A 20,038-nucleotide genomic window follows, 5' to 3' on the forward strand; every position below is an offset into this window, starting at 1 on the left:
AATCCTAGTAACATAACTCGATTCCCACTACTCTTCTGTTGTATCAATTTTTCTTTTACTCTCGGCCAAATAATTCTTTAATAAGCCTTCAATAACGCGCGGGTTTTGTCCATCTTGAATACCTAGAACAGCATCAAGTACCAGCTCTTGGTTCATTTTTTCTTCCGCCATACGTAATTTTAATTTTGAGGCAATAGGAATAGCAATAACATTAGCGAGAAAGGCACCATATAAGGTTGTAAGTAAGGCTACCGCCATTGCAGGGCCTATCGATTTTGGATCATCCATATTCGATAACATCGCGACTAAGCCAATTAAGGTACCGATCATCCCCATAGCAGGAGCAACATCGGCAAGTGCCATCATCATATTAGAGCCTGTTTCATGGCGCTCTGTAGTTAAATTAATATCTTTTTGTAAGGTTGCTCTAACAACATCGGCATCATGGCCATCGACTAACATATCAACACCCTTTTGCATAAAAGGGTTAGTTATTTCTGCTTCTTCTAAAGCTAAAAAACCGCCTTTACGTGCGGCGTCTGCCATATCAACTGCTTTATCAATTAACTCTTCAGGCTTTTCAAGCTTAAACATAAACGCTTTGCCAATGACTTTTCCTATGCCGAAAAATTGCCCTAAATTGTAGTTAGCTAATACAATAAAAATAGAACCACCAAACACAATAATAAGTGACTGGGTATCGGCGAACATCATAATGTCGCCTGATAGCACCATCGCCATAATTAATAAACCGATGGCACCTAAAATACCAATTAATGTCGCTAAATCCACAAAACTCTCCTAAACAGCTTACTCATCAGGCATTAAGACCCTATTTCAATAAAATAATAGTACCTTATGTATAGATTATTCGCTATTGCATAACGAATAATCTAACGGATAATTGAACAATAACCTATTAATAATTAAGTAGGCATCTAAGTTTATTATCGTCTCTAGTGTCAATAACTTAACACTAATGATAAAATGCTGATTATAAATGCAGTAGGTTAATTGATCCTAGTAAACAGCTAAGATAGATTTTCCACATTATATCATCACATCCTAAAAGCTCAGAGCAGAAGAACATGGCTAAAAAGAAACTAGAAAACCTCTCTTTTGAAGAATCATTGCATGAACTTGACACCATAGTACAAAGCTTAGAGCAAGGTGACTTAAGTTTAGAAGAATCGATGGCACTTTTTGAACGAGGTTTAAACCTCAGTCAATTAAGCCAAGTAAAGTTACAAACTGCTGAGCAAAAAGTACAACTATTGCTAGATAAAAATGGCTCTCCACAGCTTACCGACTTTGATACCAGCGCAGGAGAGAATTAATGGCCACGCTGATATGCTATGAACATTATCAACAACGTATCAATGATTTTTTAATCACTAAAATTGATCAACTTACTATTAACGATACTAAATTGCTTGATGCCATGCGTTATGGGTTGTTAATAGGTGGTAAACGCATGCGCCCTTACCTCGCTTATATAACAGGCGAAGCGGTCTCTGCAAATATAGATGATATTGACGCAGTAGCAGGTGCAATAGAGTGTATTCATGCTTATTCCTTGTTACACGATGACTTGCCTGCTATGGATGACGATGATTTAAGACGTGGCCAACCCACTTGTCATAAAGCATTTGATGAGGCCACCGCCATATTAGCCGGCGATGCCTTGCAAACATTAGCATTTGATATTCTCGCTAACCACACATTTACCAGCACACACAAACCTAACGAACTACCCATTCAAGTAAGGCTTATTCAACAATTAGTTAGCGCTTCGGGTTATCAAGGCATGTGTGGTGGGCAAGGTTTAGATTTAGCCGCAACCAATAAAAGTATTTCACTTGAAGCGTTAGAAGCGTTACATTCTTTAAAAACAGGGGCTTTATTAAAAGCATCGGTATTAATGCCGGCACTATGTGGTGAGCTAGTTACTGAAGATCAAAAGCATATATTAAGTGAATATGCACAACACATTGGCTTAGCTTATCAAGTACAAGACGATATTCTTGACTTGATCTCAACTGAAGAAGAGCTAGGTAAACCGGTAGGCTCTGATGTAGCAGCCAATAAAAGTACTTATCCTGCATTGCTCGGTTTACAGGGTGCACAAAACAAAGCGGAAAACTTATTGCAACAAGCGCTTCAAGCTTTAGCAAGATTACCTTACAATACGCAATCTTTGGCAGATTTTGCTACCTTTATTGTTAAGCGCAGTCATTAAATATCGACGCCGTGATATTTAGATTATATGCGGTAAAACTTACATAAATAATTATTATCAATAGACGAACTATGACTATAAACCTTGCTGATTACCCACTACTTTCTCAGATTAATATCCCAGAAGATCTGCGTAAAATGCCACAGGATCAACTAAAAAACATTAGCAAAGAGCTGCGTAGCTTCTTACTTAATTCCGTCAGTAAAAGTAGTGGGCACTTTGCATCGGGTCTTGGTACTATTGAACTGACTGTCGCCTTACATTATGTCTACAACACCCCTTTTGACCACTTAATTTGGGATGTAGGTCATCAAGCTTACCCACATAAAATCTTAACTGGGAGACGTGATCAGCTACATACCATAAGACAAAAAAATGGTTTACACCCTTTCCCATGGCGTGAAGAAAGCGAATATGATGTTTTAAGTGTTGGCCACTCAAGCACCTCTATTTCAGCGGGTTTGGGTTTAGCGGTTGCTGCAGAAAAAGAAGGCAAAAATCGTAAAACGGTTGCCGTTATTGGTGATGGTGCTATGACCGCTGGCATGGCTTTTGAGGCGTTAAATCACGCCGGTGATATTAAAAAAGATATGTTGGTTATCTTAAATGATAATGATATGTCCATTTCAAAAAATGTTGGCGCATTAAATAATCATTTGGCCAAGTTACTCTCTGGTAGTATTTTTACTGGTTTTAGAGAAGGCAGCAAAAAGATTTTAGGTAATATTCCTCCTATTAAAGAACTTGCCAGCCGCGCTGAAGAACACTTAAAAGGTATGGTTGTACCGAGTATTTTCTTTGAAGAGCTAGGTTTTAATTATATTGGTCCTATTGATGGTCACGATGTCGAAGGCTTAGTGACTACGATTAAAAATATGCGTAACCTTAAAGGGCCGCAATTTTTACATGTAGTTACGACTAAGGGTAAAGGCTATTATGCTGCCGAGCAAGACCCAATAAAGTATCACGCCGTCCCTAAATTTAATCCTAAAGACACGCAATTACCTAAAGCAAAACCTAGCTTACCTACCTATTCAAAAATTTTTGGCGATTGGTTATGCCGTACTGCTGAAGTAGACAAAAAGTTAGTGGCCGTTACGCCAGCGATGGCTGAAGGCTCTGGTATGGTTGAGTTTAGTAAACGTTTTCCTGAGCAATACTTTGATGTAGCTATTGCTGAGCAACACTGTGTAACCTATGGTGCGGGTCTTGCTATGGGCGGTTTAAAACCGGTAGTCGCAATTTACTCTAGCTTTTTACAACGTGGTTATGATCAATTTATTCATGATGTTGCCATACAAAACTTACCGGTTATGTTTGCTGTTGATCGTGCTGGTATAGTAGGCGCTGATGGTGCTACGCATCAAGGTGTCTTCGATTTAAGCTTTTTACGTTGTATCCCCAATACCGTTATTATGGCACCGTCTAATGAACGTGAGTGTCAGTTAATGTTAAATACCGGCTTTAGGTTAAATGGCCCTAGTGTGGTTCGCTATCCTCGCGGTAACGGTACTGGTGAATCATTACCCGCTATTGATGAAACCATTGAAATAGGCAAAGGCCTCATTATTATTAATGCTAAAGAAACAGCCACTAAGACTAAAGAAACGCTAGATATTTCAAACAAGCGCGTTGCCATATTAAGTTTTGGCTCTATATTAGCAGAAGCAAAAATAGCCGCACTAGCGCTTAACGCTACCTTAGTAGATATGCGCTTTGTTAAACCCCTTGATCAAACATTAATTGATGAGCTTAATAGTCAACATGACTACTTAGTAACGGTTGAAGATAATGCTATTGCTGGTGGCGCTGGTTCAGGCGTAAATGAATACCTACTTGCTCAAGGCAAACCGGTTTGTATTCTCAATATTGGCGTAACAGATGAGTTTGTTAAGCATGGCACCCAAGAAGAAGTACACCATGAGTTAGGTCTAGACTCTCAGGGTATCATCGCCAAAGTATTGAGCTTTATCAGCTAACTGACGTAGGTAATACCTTAACGTAAAGCCTAAATTACCGGTAATAAAAAAGGATAATGAATTAAGTTCATTATCCTTTTTTTTATGAAGCAAAGCTTTTAGCTTTGCTGTTACCTTGACAAAAAGTACGACAAAAGAGATAGCCTCGACATAATCAGCATTATAAGTTGGTTATATCAATTCTATTTTTTAAATTGTCTTCAAGTGCTGTTTTTCTTTCACGCTCTTGACGCTTTTCACAAGGGTTATCACAGTTACATTCTTTCTCAATGCCAACACTGGCTAAACCACCACAGCTACCCGCTAACGTTCGGTTTTGAAAAATATAACCTACTGCCATAGCAGCACCTACCATAAGGAAAAAACCAAAGGTAATAAAGAAAATCATCATAATGCTTTGCTCTCATTTAAGGTTATTTATATAGCGCTACTAAGTTTAAGGCTAGATAAATGTAGTTGTTTTGTCGTTTAGGTTAAGCTTATTCGCCTTTGCTTATAGCTTACTTTAAATACTGTTTGAATTTTACCGTAAATCGCTCATCAAAGCCATTTTCAGTCTTAGAAATAAATAATGCTGCTAAATTATTTTCACTGGCAAACGCCATGCCTTTTTCCATGCCCATTACCATTAAGGTAGTAGATAAACCATCAGCAGTCATAGATGAGGGATGAATAACGGTCACCGACACTAAGTTATGATGAATAGGTTTGCCCGTACCGGGGTCAATAATATGGGAAAAACGTATACCGTCAGCTTCAAAGTAATTACGGTAATCACCTGAGGTTGCCACCGCATTATCTTTAGGAATAACAACTTGATACACAGCACGCTCTTCACCACTGGCATCAAAAATAGGTTTTTCTATCGCAATGGCCCATAACTCGCCAGTATGCTTAAAGCCCCTTAAACGCATTTCCCCGCCAATTTCTACTAAGTAATTAACAAAACCATTACTTTCAATAAGATCAGCGACCACATCGACGCCATAGCCTTTTGCAATAGTTGATAAATCGATATAAACGTCAGGAATTTTTTTAGTAAGCAAGTTACCTGTTAAAACTAAATTTTCAAAACCAACTCGTTTTTTCGTGCGTGTTAATAGCTCATCGCTAGGGATAGTTTCAGGACGTAAATCTGGTCCAAAACCCCACAAGTTAACTAAAGGGCCGACAGTAACATCAAGCTTGCCCTCACTTAACTGACCAAGACGAAGTGACTCTTTAAGTACGCGTGCAAAACCTGCTGAAATAGCAACAGGCTCGGTCGTACTAGATTGATTAAATTGTGATAGTTCAGAGTCACTAATATACGTCGACATTTCTTGGTTGACTTGCACCAATGCCGCATCAATTTTTTGTTGTAAGTTAAGCGCTAGTATCTGCTCTTGAGTGGCGACTATTTTAATATTATAACTAGTGCCCATAGTACGCCCCTGCAGTAATATTTCAGTCTTTTCTGAGGTATTACTAGGGAAACAAGCTGATAGTGATATCACTAAAACGGCTAATAAGACGAGCTTTATTTTATTCATAAGATTTCCAAATAATTATTTAGGTCAACCTATTTAAAAATAGGCTCAGCTAAATAACCTTTCGTTAAAAATAATAAAGACGACCGAAGCCGTCTTTATTTTAGCGATTCATTCGATAGATTATTGTTTAACTTTTAACATAGAATAATGCCTTTAGCTCAAGAAGGCTGCGCGGAGTTGACGTTAGTCAATGAGCACAGCCTACGCCGAAATTAAGGCATTAGGCAAGTTAAAATAAACAATTAGCCGCCGAAGTCATCTAGCATAATATTTTCATCTTCTACACCAAGATCTTTAAGCATACCGATAACCGCTGCGTTCATCATTGGTGGACCACACATGTAGTATTCACAATCTTCTGGTGCTTCATGGTCTTTCAAGTATTCTTCAAAAAGAACATTGTGGATAAAACCAGTTAAGCCATCCCAGTTATCTTCAGGTTGTGGATCAGACAAGGCAACATGCCATTGGAAGTTATCATTATCAGCCGCTAAGCCGTTATAATCATCTTCATAGAACATTTCACGCTTAGAACGTGCACCATACCAGAAACTCATTTTACGCTTAGATTTAAGACGCTTAAGTTGATCAAAGATATGTGAACGCATTGGCGCCATACCCGCACCACCACCGATAAATACCATTTCATTATCAGTTTCTTTAGCGAAGAACTCACCAAATGGACCTGAAATAGTCACTTTATCACCGGCTTTAAGGCTGAAAATATATGATGACATTTTACCAGCAGGCAAATGTAAACGTCCAGGAGGCGGCGTAGCAATACGCACGTTAAGCATAATAATGCCTTCCTCTTCTGGGTAGTTAGCCATTGAATAGGCACGTAAAGTATCTGTGTCTACCTTTGACTCTACATCGAAGAAACCAAAATGGTTCCAATCGCCACGATACTGCTCATCAATATCAAAATCACTGTATTTAACATGATGCGCTGGTGCTTCAATTTGAATATAACCACCGGCTTTAAACGGTACTGATTCGCCATTTGGAATTTGTAGTTTAAGCTCTTTAATGAAGGTTGCTTTGTTATCGTTAGAGATAACTTCACATTCCCATTGTTGAACACCGAAGATTTCATCTTCTACTTCAATTTCCATGTCTTGTTTAACCGCAACTTGACACGCTAAACGACAACCTGATCTGGCTTCGCGCTTATTAATGTGACCTTCTTCCGTTGGCAGAATATCGCCACCGCCTGAATGCACTTCAACACGACATTGGCCACAAGTACCACCGCCGCCACACGCTGAAGGGATAAAAATCCCTTGGTCAGCTAATGCACCTAACAATTTGCCACCCGCAGCAGTTTTAACTGCTTTTTCAGGGTCGCCATTTATATTGATCGTTACTTCACCACTTGATACTAATTTAGATTTAGCGAATAAAATCACCAACACTAAAAGAATAACTATTGCAGTAAACATCGATACGCCGAGAATGATTTCCATCGACTATTCCTTAAATATTTCTAAGGGTGTAACACACAAAGCGTGTCTTACACCGAGCAAACTTATAGGGAAATACCACCGAAAGATAAGAAGCCAAAAGCCATCAAACCTGCAGTAATAAATGTGATTCCTAAACCTTTCAAACCATTGGGTACGTCAGAGTATTTCATCTTTTCGCGCAAGCCCGCTAATAATACAATAGCAAGTGCCCAACCGATACCAGAGCCAATTCCGTAAACAACACTTTCACCAAATGCTAGGTTCTTCGCTACCATGAAAGACACAGCACCAAAAATCGCACAGTTTACAGTAATTAACGGTAAGAAAATCCCTAATGCTTGATAAAGCGCAGGGAAATACTTGTCTAGTACCATTTCCAAGATTTGAACTAATGCTGCAATAACACCAATGAAGGTAATAAAAGATAAAAAGCTTAAATCAACCGATTCATTAGGATCTGTAATGCCTAATACAGCATCAAGAGCACCTGGGGCTAATATTGCTTGGTAAATAACTTGGTTCATTGGCACAGCCAAACCAAGTACCACAACAACCGCAACACCTAAACCAATAGCAGTATCAACTTTTTTAGATACGGCAAGGAAAGTACACATACCTAAGAAAAACATTAACGCGATGTTTTCAATAAAAATAGATTTAACTAATAATGCAATATAATGTTCCATGGTATTAATCCTTCTCTACTTGTTCTGGTTTCCATTGGCGAAGTGCCCAAATGATTAAACCAATAACAAAGAATGAACTAAATGGTAATACTAATAAACCATTCGCTTGATACCAGCCACCATTTTGAATTAATGGTAATATTTCAAGACCAAATAAGGTACCAAAACCAAATAATTCACGGAAAAAGGCAACTAACATTAAGATGGCGCCGTAACCTAAACCGTTACCGATACCATCTAAAAAGCTCAAGCCTGGCTTTTCTTTCATAGCAAAAGCTTCGGCACGTCCCATAACAATACAGTTAGTAATAATTAGACCAACAAAAACGGCTAATTCTTTAGATAACTGATAAGAGAAAGCTTTCAATACTTGGTCAACCACAATTACCAAGGAAGCAATAATCGCCATTTGTACGATAATACGCACACTAGAAGGGATATGATTGCGAATAATTGAAATAAACAAGTTAGAGAATGCTGTTACAAAAATAACCGCTAAACTCATTACTAACGCATTAGCCATTGAGCTTGTTACAGCAAGTGCAGAACAAATACCTAATACTTGTAATGCAATCGGGTTATTATCAACAATAGGACCCGTTAATACTTTTTTAGCATCTGAAGACATTAGTTAACCCCTTCTGCAAGATATTTAGTAATGAAAGTTTTATAGCCTTCTTCACCAAACCAAAATTGTAATGTGTTAGTAACACCGTTACTTGTTAACGTTGCACCTGATAACGCATCAACACCGTGAACGTTACCTGGTTTAGCGCCACCTTTGACTAGCTTAATTTTTACTACGTCAGCATCGTTATATATTTTTTTACCTGGCCATAACGCTTTCCATTTAGGGTTAAGTACTTCAGCACCTAATCCTGGAGTTTCCTTATGATCAGAATAAATAACACTTTTTACTGTGTTTAAATCAGCTTCTAAGCCAACATAACCATACATTAAGTCCCATAAACCAGAACCAATGATTGGGAATACAACCGTGCTAATAGCACCTGTTTCATTTTTAACTAAGTAAACAACAGCCGTATTTGAACGGCGGTTAATACCGGCTAAATCGTCTTCAGGTTTGCTAGATAAAGCTGTATCACGAGCATTACGACGTTCATCGAAGTTTAAAATCTGAGTATAACAGCCATCTTCTGCATTATTTTCTTTAACAGAACATTCTATATTACCCGAATCTAACTCAACGATTAAACCAAATACTTTCTCGTTATAAAGCGCTTTAATAGACTTAGAAGAACCATCAGTTTCAGCAAGTAAACCTGACGCTTCTAAAATTTTAGTTTGTTGATCAAGTGCTTTATTTGCTTTTTGTAAGGGTTTTAACTGCACTGCAGAAAAAGATACTAACAATGCACAAACAACACAAACAGCGAGTACAAAACCAACCGTTTTACCGAATGTTTCTTTATTACTAGACATTGCGTGCAAGCCTCCGTTTTATATTGCCTTTAACAACAAAGTAGTCAAACAATGGCGCAAACAAGTTAGCAAATAAAATAGCTAACATCATACCTTCTGGGAATGCTGGGTTAACGACACGAACTAATACAACCATAACCCCAACTAAAGCACCAAACCAATACTTACCCGTATTAGTGAATGACATAGTGACAGGATCTGTTGCCATAAACATCATACCAAAGGCAAAACCACCAATAACAAAGTGCCAATGCCAAGGCATAGCAAACATAGCGTTAGTATCACTGCCAATAGCATTAAATAGTAATGATGTAGCAACCATACCACCAAAGACACTTAAGACGATACGCCATGAAGCAATGCCTTTATAAAGGATATATGCGCCACCAAGCAAGATAGCAAACGTTGATACTTCACCTACAGAACCTGGAATGAATCCCCAAAATGCGTTCCACCAATCTGCATTAATTGAATAATCAACTAAGCCTTGGTTAGCCGCACTTAACAGAGTAGCACCAGAGAAACCGTCAGCAGCAACCCAAACAGCATCACCAGAAATTTGTGCTGGATAAGCAAAGAATAAAAACGCACGACCGGCTAAGGCAGGGTTTAAGAAGTTTTTACCTGTACCACCAAAGATTTCTTTAGCAATAACAATACCGAAAGTAATACCAATAGCAACTTGCCATAATGGAATACTCGCTGGCAAGATAAGTGCAAATAAAATAGAAGAAACGAAGAAACCTTCATTAACTTCATGGTTACGCACTGCAGCAAAAAGCACTTCCCAGAAACCACCTACAACAAATGTAACCGCATAGATAGGTAAGAAGAAACAAGCACCGTATAGCATCATGTTAAAGGTACTAGAATCAGCGGTTAATACGCCACCAAATAAGGTGAACAAATCAACTTGCCAAGATTGTGGTAAAGCATAACCTGCAGCTAAGGCATCAACGGCTTGGTAGCCGATGTTGTACATACCAAAGAACATGGCGGGGAAAACCGCTAACCATACCGTGATCATGATACGTTTTAAGTCGATGCTATCACGAAGATGAGTTTTACCTTTATTCACATAACCTGGTGTAAATAAACCGGTAGCAACTGCTTCATAAAGTGCAAACCACTTCTCATGTTTACCGCCTTTTTCAAAATGCGGTTCAATATCTTCAATAAACTTTTTCAAGCCCATGACTAACCTTCCTTTTCGATTGTGGTTAGGCAATCACGCAGAAGTACACCGTAATCTGTTTTGCCTGGACAAACAAACGTACATAGTGCTAAATCTTCTTCGTCTAACTCTAAGGCACCTAATTGCTGAGCGCCGTCGGTATCACCAGAACAAATATCGCGTAAAAACAACGTGGGTAAAATATCTAATGGCATAACACGTTCAAAGTTACCAATAGGTACCATGGCACGTTCACTACCGTTAGTCGTTGTCGTCATATTAAATAACTTACTTGGGAAAAAGTGCGACATAAAAGCGCGCGTTACGGAGAACTTATTGGGCCCTGGGTACATGTAGCCAATAAATTCTTTTTCTCGACCTTCAAGAATTAAAGAGACTTGTACGCTATAGCGACCTAAGTAACCATGTACCGCAGTAGCTGTTGAGCCCATTAATAAAGAGCCTGAGACAACACGTAATTCGCCTTCAATTGCCTCGCCCGCGGTTAATTCAGCAGTGCTTGCACCTAATACCGTACGTATTAAACGCGGCTTAGTTGCCGCAGGGCCTGCTAGTGATATAACACGGGTATTATCGATTTCGCCCGTTGTGAAAAGGTTAGCGAAAGCGATAACATCTTGATAACCAACATGCCAAACAAATCGCTCAGCATTAGCTGATTTCAAGAAGTGAATATGCGTACCGACAAGACCTGCAGGATGCTTACCAGCAAACTCAGTAACGGTTGCATTACTATCTACCGGAATATTAGCGCCAGGTGCTTTGCTAACAAAAACTTCGCCTTCAGTTAAACGAGATAAAATGGTTAAACCATGTTTAAACGCTTCACTTTGCTCGTTAATAATAACTTCTGGGTTTGCAGCCAGTGGATTAGTATCCATTGCACTAACAAAAATAGCAGCAGGAGTACTATCAATAGCAGGTGTTTTGCTAAATGGGCGGGTTCTAAATGCGGTCCATAAACCTGAGTCGACTAGGTTTTTGACAACATCTTCACGCGCTAACGAGGCAAATTTGCTTGCTGGATAAGTGGTAAAGGTTTCTTTATCGTCGCCATCGACATCGATAACAACAGATTGTAAAACACGTTTTTCACCACGGTTAATCTCTTTAACAACACCGGCAGCTTGAGCTGTGAATTTAACGCCAGGATTTTTTTTATCTTCAAAAATCGCTTGACCTTTTTTTACACGATCTCCCACTTTTACAAACATGGTTGGACGCATACCCACAAACTCTTCACCGAGCGTTGCTACGGTTTTGATGGCTGGACCATCATGGATTACCTGTTGGGGAGCACCCATAACAGGAATATCCAAGCCTTTTTTTATTGTAATCATAAACACTTGCACTACTTTTGATGGAGTATAAAAATCAGTTCATTAATTTATCTAATTAACCTTATTATTATCAAATAATAAATATTAAATAACACTTAAAAATCAAAAGGATAAAATAAAAAACACCAATTTCAGTGTATTTCAGTGAAACATTAATTTTTAGCGTTACCACTAAAAAAAAGCTGCACTGGCTCTAAGTTAAAATTTTCTGGCGCGATATTACCATAAAATGAGCGTTTCATTCTACGTTCATTCGACATTTTTCATTACAATTTTCGTTATTAATAATATTTTTATTTATCCATGATTAAATAACGCCTTTAATAACTATATTGAATGGCTAATTTCCTATAAAACACCTGCCGATCAGGGCTGTTTTTCAAACACAAAAAAGCAGCAATATAGTATTGCTGCTTTTGGGACTGTTGATTTTTCGAGATTAAATGTTGTTAAAACCATTAACCATTGTCAATACTCGTCACTTAATGTTTAAGTTTAGTTCATATTGAAAATAGCCTCTATTGATAGATTTTGCTGAGATAACATGTCACGCAAACGCTTTAATGCCTCTACTTGAATTTGGCGAACACGCTCACGTGTTAAGCCGATTTCACTCCCAACATTTTCTAATGTCGCGGCTTCATAGCCTAGTAAACCAAAGCGTCTTGCTAAGACTTCTCTTTGTTTACTGTTAAGCTCATTTAACCAATAAACAATATTATTACTGATATCTTCAGATTGTAAATCACTTTCAGGACCGGCACTTCTTTCATCAGCGATAATATCTAATAACGCTTTGTCTGAATCTCCCGAGAAAGGGGTATCAACAGAAGCCATGCGCTCATTTAATTTTAGCATTTTATTAACATCAGCAACCGGTTTATCTAAGTACAGCGCAATATCTTCAGCGGTAGGCTCGTGATCGAGTAGTTGGGTAAGTTCACGCGATGCGCGTAAATAAATATTGAGCTCTTTAACAACATGAATAGGTAAACGAATAGTACGAGTTTGGTTCATTATCGCCCGCTCAATCGTTTGGCGTATCCACCAAGTGGCATAAGTTGAGAAGCGAAAGCCACGTTCAGGATCAAATTTTTCAACCGCTCTAATTAAGCCTAAGTTACCTTCTTCAATTAAATCAAGCAGTGGCAAGCCTCGATTATTATAACGTCTGGCAATTTTAACAACCAATCGTAGATTACTTTCAATCATACGTTTTCTTGATGGTTCATTTCCTTTAAGGGCTAAGCGTGAGAAATACACCTCTTCTTCGGCTGTTAATAGCGGCGAGAAACCTATTTCACTTAAATAAATTTGTGTCGCATCTAAGCTTGCCGAGACCTCTTCCTTTGCTCCGATAGTCGTTTTTTCTTCTTTTAATTTAACCATGTTATTCTCCCAAACTTGCAAAGACTGCTGTTTATATCTTTAACTATTCACGATAACTCCGGCTTCTTTCTTATCGGTATAACTGTGGGCTTTACTCTCTCTTTTTTGTTGTCTGTTAATTACTAGGTATTCATTGCGATATAATGATTATTACTTAGTTGTTATTACTTATATTAACCATTACGTCATTGATTTTTTGGTAAATAATTTAATGGGTTAACAGATTTACCTCGAAATCTTATTTCAAAGTGCAGCATAACCTTATTGGCATCCGTATCTCCCATGGTAGAAATAACATCCCCCCTGTTAATCTGCTGCTTTTCCTTAACAAGGATACGATCATTGTGAGCATAAGCACTAAGATAGTCGTCATTATGCTTTATAATAATTAACTTACCGTACCCCCTAAGTGCATCACCTGCATAGACCACTTTACCTTGGGCCGATGATCTAATTTTAGTACCTCGGCGGCCAACAATATCGATGCCTTTATTACCTTGAGTACTATTAGAAAAGTATTCAACTACTTTGCCTTTTACCGGCCATTGCCAACGACTAATTTTTTGTGAAAAGTTAGACGTTGATTTATCTGCCGTTAACACACTATTTTGTCTTGATTTTTTACTGTTTACATTTTCACCATACGCCTGCTTTTTAGTAGATGCAAGGCTATTTTTTGTTCTATTTTTACGACTAACAGTAGAGCTTTTAGTCTGTTTTTTATGCTGCGCCTTATTCTTACTTGCTTTCGCTGTTCTTTTGACTTTATGTTCGGTTAAAAATAATTTTTGCCCTGGATAAATATTATAAGGTGCGGAAATATTATTTAACTGAGCGATCTTTCTAACATCTGAATTTGAACGCCAAGCGATTGAATAGAGCGTCTCTCCTTTTTTAACAAAATATTGTGAAGATTGAATAGAGTTTCTATTGTGCTCTGTTAATACGCTAGTACTATGAATATTGGTAACTGGGGCTGGCGTATCTCGGCTACTGCAAGAAGAAAGGCTTATGTTTACGATGAAAATAAAAAATAAGGCGTTCGCACGACGAAAAAAACTCATTAAAGTCTCCTTACAAAGAATTTAATGAGTTTATCAAGGCGTAAATTACTGCTATTTATATACATAAACAGGATAATAATTTATTTTAACGTAAGGCAAAATAAGCCACGACAATAATAGCAAGCACGCTCCAACCGATAACATCTACCCATTGACGTAGTTTAGCTTCCATCCTTTTTCCGCCCCACTTAATAAGACCTGCGACTAAGAAAAAACGTAAACCTCGCCCTACCGCAGAGGCAATAAAAAAAGGGATAAAAGCCATATGTAGAAAACCGGCACCGACAGTAAATAATTTATAAGGGATAGGTGAAAAACCAGCGATAAAAACCACCCAAACCCCCCAGTGAGTGAACCACTCGATGGCAATATTAAAGCGCTCTTGATAGCCCAGTTGAGAAATTAAAGGTTGAATCCAAGGTTCAAACATTAAATAACCAAGCCAATAACCTATCGCCCCCCCTAAGATAGAGGCAAGCGTAGTGAGTCCGGCAAAGTACCATGCTTTTTCTGGCTTTGCTAACACCATAGGGGCGAGTAGCACATCAGGGGGAATAGGAAAGAAAATAGACTCTGCACAGGTAAGCGCAGCTAAGTAACGTGGTGCAAAGCGGTGTTCTGCCCAACGTAAAGTCCAAAGATAAAGACGAGAAAACATGCTCACTACAATAACTCTCCAGATATTAAAGGTACAAAACGTACCGCTTCAATTTGTTGTTCATTAAAGACATCACCATCACGGGTGATAATTTTTAAAATTTGGGTTTGCTCGCCAACCGGAATAATTAAACGCCCACCATCGGCAAGTTGTGCAAGTAAGGCTGGTGGTACACTAGCCGGGGCAGCAGTCACGATAATAGCTTCAAAGGGCCCTTTACTTTGCCAGCCTTGCCAACCATCACCATGCTTCATCGCGATATTATGTAAATCCATCGCACGTAAACAGCGCTTAGCTTGCCACTGTAACGCTTTGATCCGCTCAACGGAAAAAACCTTATCCGTTAACTGCGCTAAGATTGACGTTTGATAACCTGAACCAGTGCCAATCTCTAAAATGTTTTTAGGTCGCCCATTAGCTAATAATAACTCTGACATTCTAGCAACAATGTAGGGTTGTGAAATAGTTTGCCCTTGTCCAATAGGCAAGGCAGTGTTGTCATAAGCTTTATGTGCTAAGATTTCTGGGACAAATATATGTCGTGGTGAATGAGTAATCGCTTGTAAAACCGCAGGATTAGTTATCCCTTCGTGTAACAGTTTTTGCGCGAGTATTTCGCCACTACGTTTTGACTTTCTGTCTATCCGACTAGATATCATAAAAACACGTCCAATTTACTTTGCTAAATTTAGCTCAGAAAGCCAACTTTCGATATTTGCTATACTTTGATGAGCCGTCATATCAACGGTCAAAGGAGTTACTGAGGCATAGCCATTGGCTACAGCATGAAAATCGGTACCTTCACCGCCATCTAACTCTTGACCTAGCAAGCCATACCAGTAAATATCACGCTGCCATGGATCTTGCATTTTTTGCATACTTTCCGCTTGATGGCGATGACCCAGCCGCGTTACTTTTATGCCTTTTAACGCCGTCAAAGGAATATCGGGAACATTAATATTTAAAATTTGATCTGCTGGGAGTGGGTGAGTACGTAAGCGTTGAATTATTTTTGCCGTAACAACCGCTGCAGTTTGATAATGTCGTTCATTTTTGCCGATTAACGATACCGCAATAGCAGGCATCCCCATATGGCGACCTTCTGTTGCTGCTGCCACCGTACCTGAATACAAGGTGTCATCGCCTAAGTTAGCACCTTTATTGATGCCTGCTACGACTAACTCACACTCAGTAAATAATTGACTAATACCTAAATGTACTGCATCTGTTGGCGTACCATTAACAGACACAAAACTATTATCTAAGTACTCAGCGCGTAAAGGATTAAGCAAGGTCAAAGAGTTACTAGCACCACTGCAGTTTCTGTCTGGCGCAACCACATTGACTGAAAAATACTTAATCAGTTCATCATAAAGTACTTTAATACCTAACGCGTGCACACCATCATCATTACTCAATAATATTTTTATGCGGTTTGTGAGTTTTTTCTCAGCCATGGTTAGCTCAATACCTGCTGATGAGGTGTTACTGCTCTTTTATCAATACGTGCGGTCATGTCTTGATAGCTTAATAACTCACGTAAAACAGTTGTGGCATAACAACCCGCAGGTAAAAAGAAGCTTATTTTAACCGCATTACTTACTTTAGCTAAGTTCTCAGAAGGCAACTCTTTAAAAGGTAACAACTCAATAGCAGTATCACTTACCGTTAAGCGAATACGGCGTCGTTCTTGCTTTAAACCAAACCGAGGTAACCCTTGGCAAAACGCTACGTTTTGCTCTGCTACTTTTTGTTCCAAAGCTAATGGCTCACCACTGGTCATCAGCTCACCTGCGCCCCACATAGGCGCAGTAATATCAACATCTTTATCAATAAAACGTTGAGTAATAGTACTATCAACCTCATCAAGATGAAATACCGACTGCGTGCCCGCTAGCATTAATACATCACCAGCAACAACGTTATTAAAGCAGCCTTGTTCAATACGTTCGTTCAGCACACTATTAAAAATATGTGAACGAGCCGCAGATAAATAAATACCCCGCTTTTTCTTATCTTTTACTTTTTGGCCTGAAAATAATCCTAAAGCACGCTCAATATTACCACCGTCAATACCAAAACGTTGTTCTCCAAAGTAATTAGGAACGCCTTGCTCAACAATTTTTTGCCAGCGTTGCGTTAAGGCTTTTATTTCGGTGACTTCACGTAAAATAAGTTCGAAGCGGTTACCTAATAAGGCACCAGTACGTAATTTTTTATTGTGTCGTTTATAGGATAATATTTCTACACCCTCGATAACCAAGTCAGTTAAGTCATACTCTTGCTTACCTGGCACATGCACACCAAACCACTGCTCAGTAACGGCAAAACGGTCTTTTAAACCCGCATAAGACACTAACTGCTCTTTTACTTGAAAATACTTAGCTAGCTCTCGCGCCACAAATAAGGTATTGGCCCCCGTTTTTCTAATATAAATAAATAAGTGCTCTCCCTCGCCGCAAGGTAAAAAAGGCAGTACTTCAACAACTTTAAAATCAGTTATTTGACTACGTAATAAACCGCTCGACGCTGGTTTTCCGTGTAGGTAGGCTTGTTCTGTTGGCATGTTATTAATCTTCTTAAATTCTGTGTAAGCTGCGCTAAAAGTAGTATTACAGTGATAACGTCAACTAAATATGTTGAACTTCTTCAATAGGTGAAAAGGCTTGCTCTGTTGCTATTAATAACACCACTGCATGTACCGATATTCCTTCTTTTCGCCCGGTATATCCCAATTTTTCAGTGGTAGTAGCTTTGACATTAACCTGATCAATACGGGTATTTAAATCTTCACTTAAACAGGTGCGCATCGCTAATAAATGCGGCGCTATTTTCGGTGCTTGTGCGACAATGGTAATATCCGCATTACCTAATTCAAAACCCTTTTCTGTCATTAACGACACCACATGTCGCAATAAAATTCTGCTGGAAATATTTTTATATTGACCGTCGGTATCAGGAAAATGATTACCAATATCTGCTAAACACAGAGCACCTAAAATAGCATCACAAAGGGCATGAATAGCAACGTCGCCATCAGAGTGAGCAATAAAGCCTTGCTCAAAGGGAATTTCTACACCACCAAGTACTAAAGGACCTTTACCGCCAAACTTATGTACATCAAAACCATGACCTATACGCATTTTCTGTCCTTTTACTTTACTTCGGGGCTGTTGACTTGTTAAGTTGCTCAGCTTGTTTAGCTAAATAGAACTCAGCTAAGGCTAAGTCATTAGGGTGTGTTATTTTTATATTTTCACTACTCGCAGAAACCAATAAACTCGGTAAGTTGGCTTGCTCAATAGCCGACGCTTCATCAGTTATAGCAACGCCATTTGCTAAGGCTTGTTCAATAGCAAACCTTAGTTCATTAGTTTTATATAATTGTGGTGTTAATGCATGCCATAACTGCTCGCGTTCAACCGTATTATCGATAAGGTTGATACTTTTTGAAACATTGCTTTTAGCATCTTTAACGAACACGCCACGTTTCATGGTATCTCGAACCGGTGTTGCTAAAATACCGCCGTGATTATTTGCTAAGCACTGAGCAATTAAGTTATCGATATCTTGGTGACTAACACAAGGTCGCGCCGCATCATGCACTAATACCCAAGGGTATTGTTCAGCATTAACCGCCTTTAAACCATTGAGTACCGAATTAACTCTCTCAGTGCCGCCAGTGACACGTATAATATCCGGATGATGCGCTAAAGGTGATTGGGCAAAGTATTCATCATTAGCGCCCAACACAATAACCACTTGGCTAATTAAGGGGTGAGTTAATAGCTTTGTTACGGTATGAGTTAAAATAGTTTGGTTATTAATGCAAAGGTATTGCTTAGGACAATTTGCTTGCATGCGTTTACCTACGCCTGCTGCGGGTATAATAGCAATAAATTTGGATATAGACGCCATTAAAAAGCTACCTTGCTTATTTGTTTAGTTGTTTATTTAGTTATTTAGTTATTTAGTTATTTAGTTATTAGAATTACGATTATTATTCTCTTTAGGGATAAGACGAAAGAAAGTTTCGTTTTCTTTAATCATGCCTAACTCGTTCCTTGCTCTTTCTTCAACCGCCTCAAGTCCTAGTTTTAAATCGTCGGTATCAGCAAACAATAACTTATTTCGCTGCCGTAACTTTTCATTAGTACCTTGTTGTCGAATAATGTTTTCTTTGAGAACGAGGTAGTCAGGCACACTATTTTTACCAAACCAGAGTCGGTATTGTAATAACACTAGTAATATCACCAATATTGTTGTGAATACGCGCATGACAACCTAAATAAAGAAAAAGAGAAAAGACGATAGTATCACCATTATTATACCTATCTAACGGCAGAGTTAAATAACTAACGGTTTTTTGAAATTTTTCCAATTAATAGAGCAAGATAGTAATAATTCCCTCAGGGTAGGAATAATAGGAAGTTGCTTGCTATTGCCTTGCCAGCAATGACCAGCACACGCTGAGATCATTATTTTTTTATTTGGCTTGAGCAGGCGCTTACAGCCCATTTGACCGTCGTTAAGGTATGCATCCCTGGTTAACGAAAACCAACCCGCAACATTGGTGCGTATTCTGTTTTGTTGAACATCGACCCGATCAATACAATCAATAATAATGTGGTCCGCTAACAGTACCGGTACTACAAGACCTGGGGCAATATCTGCTTGTAAATACCAACGAACTGTCTTGGCGTATTCAGCATCATTTCCTTGTTCATTATCGCCACTAACGTGTCGTTCAGCAAACTGATCAGTCCATGGACTTTTTTTACTTTGCTTAGCAGACCAACTTGCATTTTGTGTATCGAGTAACAATGGTGAATAACCTTGAGCAACAACCTCCATCATAGCGTGCGCTGTACGGTTTATATAATAAGGTAAACTCGCTATACGTAATTGTACCGCCTGTGCACTAACAAAATTTCCCTTGGCAATAGCGGCAGTTTCTCGCTGATAAAGACCATTGCAAAGTTCGGCAAAGTCCCCTGTCTGTGTGTGTATTTGCCAAAGGCTAGATTGTGACATATTGATTACTCTA

22 protein-coding genes are annotated in these 20,038 nt (G+C 38.8%); 3 read left to right on the forward strand and 19 right to left on the reverse strand.

The features are described from left to right. Positions 1–27 precede the first annotated feature (27 nt). Positions 28–792 (reverse strand): flagellar motor protein PomA, encoded by a 765-nt coding sequence (pomA, locus tag FCS21_RS06745; RefSeq protein WP_138621726.1) that lies wholly within the window; start codon positions 790–792, stop codon positions 28–30. 296 nt (positions 793–1,088) lie between these two features. On the opposite strand from pomA, the gene FCS21_RS06750 reads away from it, so the two are divergent. The 3 genes from FCS21_RS06750 to dxs all read left to right on the forward strand — a co-directional run bounded on the left by FCS21_RS06750 (position 1,089) and on the right by dxs (position 4,218). Further along, positions 1,089–1,337: an exodeoxyribonuclease VII small subunit gene (locus tag FCS21_RS06750; protein WP_138621728.1), complete on the forward strand. Its 249-nt coding sequence runs from the start codon at positions 1,089–1,091 to the stop codon at positions 1,335–1,337. After that, a complete protein-coding gene (gene ispA / locus FCS21_RS06755; RefSeq protein ID WP_138621730.1) occupies positions 1,337–2,239 on the forward strand; it encodes a (2E,6E)-farnesyl diphosphate synthase in 903 nt (300 codons plus the stop codon). Before FCS21_RS06750 ends, ispA begins: the two co-directional genes overlap by 1 nt. Positions 2,240–2,310: 71 nt before the next feature. Then, positions 2,311–4,218 carry a 1-deoxy-D-xylulose-5-phosphate synthase gene (gene dxs, locus FCS21_RS06760; RefSeq protein ID WP_138621732.1) on the forward strand — a complete coding sequence of 636 codons (1,908 nt, stop codon included), beginning with the start codon at positions 2,311–2,313 and terminating at the stop codon, positions 4,216–4,218. A gap of 160 nt (positions 4,219–4,378) precedes the next feature. On the opposite strand, the gene nqrM is transcribed toward dxs, so the two are convergent. The 18 genes from nqrM to FCS21_RS06850 form a co-directional block, all read right to left on the reverse strand. Then, complete coding sequence (gene nqrM, locus FCS21_RS06765) at positions 4,379–4,609, reverse strand: (Na+)-NQR maturation NqrM (RefSeq protein ID WP_138621734.1); 231 nt, start codon at positions 4,607–4,609, stop codon at positions 4,379–4,381. A 109-nt stretch (positions 4,610–4,718) separates the two neighbouring features. Next, positions 4,719–5,750: an FAD:protein FMN transferase gene (locus FCS21_RS06770; protein WP_138621737.1), complete on the reverse strand. Its 1,032-nt coding sequence runs from the start codon at positions 5,748–5,750 to the stop codon at positions 4,719–4,721. A 242-nt stretch (positions 5,751–5,992) separates the two neighbouring features. Next, entirely contained in the window at positions 5,993–7,216 is a 1,224-nt protein-coding gene (nqrF, locus tag FCS21_RS06775; protein WP_138621739.1) for an NADH:ubiquinone reductase (Na(+)-transporting) subunit F, read from the reverse strand. A gap of 62 nt (positions 7,217–7,278) precedes the next feature. Beyond that, entirely contained in the window at positions 7,279–7,902 is a 624-nt protein-coding gene (gene nqrE, locus FCS21_RS06780) for an NADH:ubiquinone reductase (Na(+)-transporting) subunit E (RefSeq protein ID WP_138621741.1), read from the reverse strand. A 4-nt stretch (positions 7,903–7,906) separates the two neighbouring features. Beyond that, the gene (locus FCS21_RS06785; RefSeq protein ID WP_138621743.1) at positions 7,907–8,530 is read right to left on the reverse strand and encodes an NADH:ubiquinone reductase (Na(+)-transporting) subunit D; all 624 of its coding nucleotides are present in this window, start codon (positions 8,528–8,530) and stop codon (positions 7,907–7,909) included. Beyond that, positions 8,530–9,345, reverse strand: coding sequence for a Na(+)-translocating NADH-quinone reductase subunit C (locus tag FCS21_RS06790; protein ID WP_138621745.1), 816 nt, complete (start codon positions 9,343–9,345; stop codon positions 8,530–8,532). Before FCS21_RS06790 ends, FCS21_RS06785 begins: the two co-directional genes overlap by 1 nt. Continuing rightward, entirely contained in the window at positions 9,338–10,540 is a 1,203-nt protein-coding gene (locus FCS21_RS06795) for an NADH:ubiquinone reductase (Na(+)-transporting) subunit B (protein WP_138621747.1), read from the reverse strand. Before FCS21_RS06795 ends, FCS21_RS06790 begins: the two co-directional genes overlap by 8 nt. A 2-nt stretch (positions 10,541–10,542) precedes the next feature. Beyond that, the gene (locus tag FCS21_RS06800) at positions 10,543–11,880 is read right to left on the reverse strand and encodes a Na(+)-translocating NADH-quinone reductase subunit A (RefSeq protein WP_138621749.1); all 1,338 of its coding nucleotides are present in this window, start codon (positions 11,878–11,880) and stop codon (positions 10,543–10,545) included. Between the two features lie 495 nt (positions 11,881–12,375). After that, complete coding sequence (gene rpoS, locus FCS21_RS06805) at positions 12,376–13,269, reverse strand: RNA polymerase sigma factor RpoS (RefSeq protein WP_138621751.1); 894 nt, start codon at positions 13,267–13,269, stop codon at positions 12,376–12,378. Between the two features lie 185 nt (positions 13,270–13,454). Next, entirely contained in the window at positions 13,455–14,333 is an 879-nt protein-coding gene (locus tag FCS21_RS06810; RefSeq protein WP_138621753.1) for a peptidoglycan DD-metalloendopeptidase family protein, read from the reverse strand. Between the two features lie 85 nt (positions 14,334–14,418). Then, positions 14,419–14,997, reverse strand: coding sequence for a YqaA family protein (locus FCS21_RS06815; protein ID WP_138621755.1), 579 nt, complete (start codon positions 14,995–14,997; stop codon positions 14,419–14,421). Continuing rightward, on the reverse strand, positions 14,997–15,650 hold the full coding sequence (locus tag FCS21_RS06820) for a protein-L-isoaspartate(D-aspartate) O-methyltransferase (RefSeq protein ID WP_138621757.1): 654 nt from the start codon (positions 15,648–15,650) through the stop codon (positions 14,997–14,999). Before FCS21_RS06820 ends, FCS21_RS06815 begins: the two co-directional genes overlap by 1 nt. 15 nt (positions 15,651–15,665) lie before the next feature. Beyond that, positions 15,666–16,421, reverse strand: coding sequence for a 5'/3'-nucleotidase SurE (surE, locus tag FCS21_RS06825; RefSeq protein WP_138621889.1), 756 nt, complete (start codon positions 16,419–16,421; stop codon positions 15,666–15,668). A gap of 29 nt (positions 16,422–16,450) precedes the next feature. Beyond that, complete coding sequence (gene truD, locus FCS21_RS06830; RefSeq protein WP_138621759.1) at positions 16,451–17,557, reverse strand: tRNA pseudouridine(13) synthase TruD; 1,107 nt, start codon at positions 17,555–17,557, stop codon at positions 16,451–16,453. A 64-nt stretch (positions 17,558–17,621) separates the two neighbouring features. Beyond that, complete coding sequence (ispF, locus tag FCS21_RS06835) at positions 17,622–18,134, reverse strand: 2-C-methyl-D-erythritol 2,4-cyclodiphosphate synthase (RefSeq protein ID WP_138621761.1); 513 nt, start codon at positions 18,132–18,134, stop codon at positions 17,622–17,624. Between the two features lie 16 nt (positions 18,135–18,150). After that, a complete protein-coding gene (gene ispD, locus FCS21_RS06840; RefSeq protein WP_138621763.1) occupies positions 18,151–18,909 on the reverse strand; it encodes a 2-C-methyl-D-erythritol 4-phosphate cytidylyltransferase in 759 nt (252 codons plus the stop codon). Between the two features lie 60 nt (positions 18,910–18,969). Further along, positions 18,970–19,269 carry a cell division protein FtsB gene (gene ftsB / locus FCS21_RS06845; protein WP_138621765.1) on the reverse strand — a complete coding sequence of 100 codons (300 nt, stop codon included), beginning with the start codon at positions 19,267–19,269 and terminating at the stop codon, positions 18,970–18,972. A 69-nt stretch (positions 19,270–19,338) separates the two neighbouring features. Further along, positions 19,339–20,025, reverse strand: coding sequence for a hypothetical protein (locus FCS21_RS06850; RefSeq protein WP_138621767.1), 687 nt, complete (start codon positions 20,023–20,025; stop codon positions 19,339–19,341). Positions 20,026–20,038 lie beyond the last annotated feature (13 nt).

The sequence above is a fragment of the Colwellia ponticola genome (assembly GCF_005885605.1).
In the GTDB taxonomy this organism is placed as follows: Bacteria; Pseudomonadota; Gammaproteobacteria; order Enterobacterales; family Alteromonadaceae; genus Colwellia; species Colwellia ponticola.